This window comes from Oleiphilus sp. HI0117, assembly GCF_001635235.1.
In genome coordinates this window covers 1-3,776 of sequence record NZ_LWGA01000996.1, presented here as the reverse complement: position 1 = coordinate 3,776, position 3,776 = coordinate 1, and the positions used below count along the sequence as shown (strand labels likewise).

The window sequence follows — 3,776 nt, the reverse complement described above, 5'->3', positions numbered from 1 at the left end:
GCCAACGGTTACTGATATTTCAGATACAGTAGCTGTAGTGAAATGGACGACAAACGAAGCGGCTAGCAGTGCAGTTTCATTTAACGATGGTATTAGTTACCGGGTTCAGAATAACACTGAGCTTGTAAGCGATCATTCAGTTCAGATTACAGGGCTAAGTGCTAATACGCTATATAATTTAACCGTTGCCTCAAATGATGCCGCTGGCAATAGAGCAACACAAACTCGGGAGATCCAGTTCCAGACAGCTTCTACTTCCGATACTGAACCGCCATTAATTATTGGGCGTGCTTTAGTTGAAGATGTATCAAACACTAACGCGATGATTAGCTGGCGTACCGATGAATCATCATCTTCTGTTGTGTCCATTGGCACAGAGCCTGATAACCTAAGCCGTGTCGAATCATCTCCCGGCTTTTCTGCAAAGCACCAATTGAGCGTCACTAATCTCTTACCTGCGAGTACTTATTACTTCTCAGTCGAATCAAGCGACCTAAGCGGAAATCAAGTTCATAGCAACGTTTCTTCTTTTACGACCCAATCGCAAAGTGTCTCTAATGGTTTTGAAATTATTTCACAGCCTGTTATTGAGCGTTTGACGGGTAACAGCATCACTTTAAGTTGGAAAACGAATCGATACTCAGATAGCCGTCTAATTTGCGAATCGGTGAACGGGATTAGCGAGGTAAATAAAACAGAATTAAGCAAAAACCATCTTCTTACTCTAATTGGATTAGAGTTTAATACTGCATATCGCTGTGTGGTTTATTCGACGGACATAGAAGGTTTTATTGCTAGCAAAGTGATTGGTGCTTTAAGTACAGAATTTGTAGATTCAACCCCGCCAAACTGTATAACACCACCTACAGCCCAAGCATTTGTTAATTTTGCCGAAGTCACTTGGGAAAGCAGTGAGCTAGCAGTAATAAGCCTTAACTACAGGGAAAAAGGAGCAAGTACTTGGAGTCAGCAGGCGAATTCAGAATTAAGAGAGACGGGACTAGAATTACTGAACGGGCTATTACCTGACACCAATTATGAGTATCAAATAAGTTTGACTGATGTTGTAGGTAATAGTGCTGATTGCGCTATAGCGGAGTTTAACTCTGGAACTGAAGCTAGTGCACCTGAGCTCCCTGCCCCCTTATTTACAATTCAGCCTTTCGTTAGTGATGTTAGCGCGTCTAGCGCAATCGTCAACTGGTCAACAGAAAAGGCATCAACAGGTCAAGTTCGTTATGGCCTCACGTCTGACGAAATGAACCAGCTTGAATCCGATTTCAACTTTACCGCCGCTCACGCTATCGCGCTTAATAACTTGCAAGCAGAAACAACTTACTTTCTTCAGGTAGATGCTTTCAATTCTGAAGGTGAGCAAAGTATTAGTGAGACGATAAGTTTTACAACGGAGTCAAACCCAACAACCGAGCTAATACCGCCGAAAATTATTTCGGGTCCATTCGTAAAAAACATAAGTGACGTATCTGCAGTCGTAGAGTGGGTGACGGATAAGGAATCCGATAGCACGGTCGTAATTAGCGGAGGTGATACATTTTCCCGCCAAGATCTAACGACTAATCATTCTGTAGTATTAAGCGGCTTATCAGCTGATACTGCCTACGAGACGCTTGTATTTTCAATTGATGATAATGGCTTAAGTTCTGAGCAAGTGCCAGCTAACTTTAGAACATCCCCCTTACCCGATTCCGATTTACCATTTTTTGTCACCGGACCAACTATTAGCTCAATAGACTATGACAAATTTACCGTATCATTTTGCGCTGATGAGCCGGTAACAGCTCTTGTTACTGTCGTCACCGTCGGCACGGAAGACAGCAGCGATTTTCCCCTTGATAGTGCCGCTACTTGTCACCAACTTGTTGTACCTAGCCTTACACCGCGTACGCAGTATTCAGTTGTTGTTGCTATCTCCGATATTGCTGGAAATGGGCCTGTATTAAGCTCACCACAAACGGTAACCACACTATTTGAACTTGATATTTCTGCACCTGAAATAACTGGACCCATCGTAAGTGACATAAGCCAAACGACCGCAATCGTTCGCTGGACGACTAACGAAGCAGCAGATAGTGGTGTTTCCTATACGGACGGGAATAGCACTAATACGCTTCAAAGCGAGCCCTTGGTTCGTTCGCATGAAATGTATTTAAGTGGTCTAGATGCTAATACTACTTATGTCTTAAGGGCGTCTTCCACTGATGCAGCCGGGAACGGGCCGAGCATTTCCGCGCCTGTTGAATTTACTACTTTAGCTTTGCCTGACACGACAGCACCTCAAATTATCGCAGGGCCTATTGTTGAAAATATTACAGTTAGCAGCGCAGACATACTTTGGTCAACTACCGAGTCTTCATCTCGTACGGTTCGTCTGGGGCTAAGCGAAGAGTCCCTAGATCAGACTTTTACTCTAAATGGATTTTCTACTGAACACAGCGTTCCTGTTTTCAACCTTGCTGCCGACACCCGATATTACTTTAGGGTCGAGTCTTCAGATCTTTCTGATAATACCGTTACCAGTAATGTGCTTTCATTTAAAACCTTATTACCCGGTGTTGCGCCCGTTACACTAGAAATTGTAGCAGAGCCAGTCATAGAAAATGCCAGTACTGATTCGCTGACTGTTAGCTGGAAAACAAATCTTGATGCTGATAGCCGGTTAGTCTGTGAGGCTGAGCAAGCTGTTAGCGAGTTTGAGCAAGCAACAACATTCTCCAGCTCTTCGCAAATTGCACCCTACTTTGCTGCTGCGCCAACCCGGTCAATTGAAGAACAATACATCGTTTTACTAAAAGAGCCCGAAAACGCAACGCAGAGCTCAAGCAGAAATCGCAGCATATACTCCCCTTCACCGATCAGCCCGCAGTTTTTCGGGCTCTCTAAAAACCAATCTCCTGAGCAGCGTAAGGCATCAGTTCAGGCATTGGCTACTGATATATCTAACAAAGTCAAAGCGAAGGCGGTGCGCCAATACTCCAGTTCAGTTCCTGGTTTTGTGCTAAAAATAAAAGCTGAAGAATTACAGAATCTTCGCAACGACCCTCGCGTACTTTTGATAGAGCAAGATCAGGTAATGAGTGCTAGCGTAACGCAAAACAGTGCGACATGGGGCCTTGACCGAATCGATCAAACTGCTTTGCCGCTTGATACCACCTATAGCTATGAGCTAGATGGTAGTGGTGTAAATGCCTATATCATCGACACGGGTATACTTACTTCGCATAGTGATTATGCAGGTCGAGCTACAAGTGGTTGGGATTTCATTGATAATGACGCAGACGCTTCTGACTGTAATGGCCATGGTACTCACGTTGCTGGAACCGTTGGTGGCAACACTTGGGGTGTTGCAAAAAATGTAAATATGACAGCGATTAGAGTACTTGATTGTAATGGTTCAGGAACAGCTTCGGGCGTAATTGCAGGTATTGATTGGGTAGCAGCAAATGCTAAATTTCCTGCTGTAGCAAACATGAGTCTTGGTGGCGGAAATTCAGCGGCACTAGATGCTGCAGTAAACCGGGCGATTGATGCTGGAATTACTTTTGCTGTAGCGGCGGGTAATTCAAATATAAATGCTTGTTCCGGGTCGCCAAATAAAGTACCTGCTGCGATCACAGTTGCGTCGTCAACTCGATATGATAGCCGCTCAAGCTTCTCAAATTGGGGAGCATGTATTGATATATTCGCGCCAGGCTCAGATATTACGTCGACTTGGAGCAATGGCGGTACCAATACTATTAGTGGTACCTCAATGGCAA

At 44.3% G+C, this 3,776-nt stretch carries 1 protein-coding gene; it reads left to right on the top strand.

What is annotated here, in order from left to right:
• Positions 1-37: 37 nt before the first annotated feature.
• A partial coding sequence (locus A3757_RS25830) for a fibronectin type III domain-containing protein (protein WP_197470116.1) occupies positions 38-3,776 on the top strand: 3,739 nt, incomplete at its 3' end.